Below are 1,436 nucleotides of genomic sequence, written 5' to 3' on the forward strand. Positions count from 1 at the left end.
AGGCGGGGCGCAAGCGCGCGCTCGGCGACAGCCGCCCCGACGTGGCCGACTACACCACCGTGGACCTGACCTTGCGCAACGCCTCGATCAGCAAAGGCTGGGAGTTCGCGGCGTCCATCCGCAACCTCTTCGATGCGGACGCGCGCGAGCCCACCAGCGCAGGGGACAACATCCCTGGCGACCTGCCCCTGGCCAGGCGCTCCTTCTACCTGCAGGCTTCCTACAGCATGTGAGGCGGGGAGGGCCGAGGGCCCTCCACCCTCACAGCAGGCTCATGCCCCCGTCCACCACGATCTCCTGGCCGACGATGTAAGACGCATCGTCACTGGCCAGGAACAAGGCGGTGCGCGCCACCTCATCGGTCTGCCCGAAGCGCTTGATGGGTGACTTCTGCTGCACGTCGGCCTGCACGGCCTGCGCCACCTCGTCGGGCATGCCGAACTTGTTCCACATGGGCGTGGCGATGGGGCCCGGGCTGATGGCGTTGACGCGGATGCCGCGCGGGATCAGCTCCAGGCCCAAGGTCTGCACCATGGAACGCAGGGCGGCCTTGCACGCGGCGTAGACGCTGAAGTTGGGCGAGCCCATCTGGTTGGAGATCGAGGTCATCACGATCACGCTGGCGCCGGCCGACAGCAAAGGCAAGGCCTTTTGAATCGTGAAGAACACGCCCTTGAAGTTGACCGATGCCAGCTCGTCGAACTGCGCTTCGGACACGTGCTCAAAGGGCGCCGGGCCTGCGATGGCGGCGTTGACCACCAGCACATCGATGCCGCCCCATTGGGCTTGCAGCGTGGCCATGCAGTCCTGGATCTCGCCGACCTTGCCGGCGTCGCACTTGAAGGTGAGCGCCTGGCCGCCCAGGTCGGTTTGCGCCTGCTTGAGCGCCACGGCGTTGCGGCCGGTGATGGCCACCTGGGCGCCTTGCGCCACAAAGAGCTTCGCCGTTGCCAGCCCGATGCCGCTGTTGCCGCCTGTGATCAGGGCCTTCTTGCCATCGAGTCTGCGCTGCATGCTGGATTCCTTCGTGCTGCTTGAGTGAGGCTTCGCATGTTAGGGACGGGGCGTTGACTCAGGGGCGCGAAGGTCCACTTGAGTCGGGGGCGTTCAGGCGTGGTGTCACTTGATCGCGGGGAGTGGTGGTGTGATGGATTGCACGGATGGGGTGTCGGGCCTTGCGCTTGTTGCTTCAAAGCGCCAGCAGCGCAACGTATCGCTGATAGCTGTAGCTGCGGTTCTTCTTCTGGCCCGTCACCTCGGCCACGATGCCCAGGTCCTCCAGCACCTTCACCGCCGCGGTGGCTGTCGGCACGGTGGTGCCCAGTGCCTGCCGCGCGCGTTCGATGGTGAAGCGCGGCATCGTGGGCAGCATCTCGAACAAGCGGTGGCTGGTCGGGCTGGCCTTGGGCGTGGCCAGCAGCCGACGCCGATCGGCG

General features: G+C 66.4%; 2 protein-coding genes and 1 pseudogene. 1 reads left to right on the forward strand and 2 read right to left on the reverse strand.

Going from position 1 to position 1,436, the window contains the following annotated elements:
• The coding region (locus B2W70_RS13955) for a TonB-dependent receptor (RefSeq protein WP_286746580.1) at nt 1-233 on the forward strand (233 nt) is incomplete at its 5' end.
• 28 nt (nt 234-261) lie between these two features.
• On the opposite strand, the gene B2W70_RS13960 is transcribed toward B2W70_RS13955, so the two are convergent.
• Both B2W70_RS13960 and B2W70_RS13965 read right to left on the reverse strand, forming a co-directional pair.
• The gene (locus tag B2W70_RS13960; RefSeq protein ID WP_286746581.1) at nt 262-1,014 is read right to left on the reverse strand and encodes an SDR family oxidoreductase; all 753 of its coding nucleotides are present in this window, start codon (nt 1,012-1,014) and stop codon (nt 262-264) included.
• Nucleotides 1,015-1,189: 175 nt separating this feature from the next.
• A pseudogene (locus B2W70_RS13965) lies at nt 1,190-1,436 on the reverse strand (Fic family protein); the annotation flags it as partial.

This window comes from Aquabacterium sp. UBA2148 (genome assembly GCF_002328915.1).
Taxonomy (GTDB): domain Bacteria; phylum Pseudomonadota; class Gammaproteobacteria; order Burkholderiales; family Burkholderiaceae_C; genus Aquabacterium; species Aquabacterium parvum.